Here is a 267-nt window from a genome sequence, read left to right as displayed (position 1 = left end):
GCGCCGGACTCGCTCTGCGGGAGAGCGGCTTCGGCCGAGGTGCGCGGCATCCCCGCGCGGTCGACGCGGTCGTGGACGCGTTGGTCGGTCTCGCCGCCGCTGCGATCGGTCCGCGCCGGACATCGCGTGCCGACGTGTTGTTGGCCCGCGCCGAGGCCGTCCTGACCGAGCACCCCGGCCACTCCCGCGTGTGGTTGCGGGTGTGGTGGGACCGGGCCGAGGTGGCCATGGCGCGCGGAGACGGGGCGTCCGCTCTGTCCGCGGCGG

At 76.8% G+C, this 267-nt stretch carries 1 pseudogene; it reads left to right on the top strand.

Annotation, left to right across the window (positions count from 1 at the left end):
- A pseudogene (locus AC0IX4_RS23085) lies at positions 1 to 267 on the top strand (hypothetical protein); the annotation flags it as partial.

The sequence above is a fragment of the Rhodococcus sp. AC861 genome (assembly GCF_979256035.1).
The sequence above is the reverse complement of the archived record's forward strand: the minus strand, read 5'-3'. Positions and strand labels throughout refer to the sequence as shown.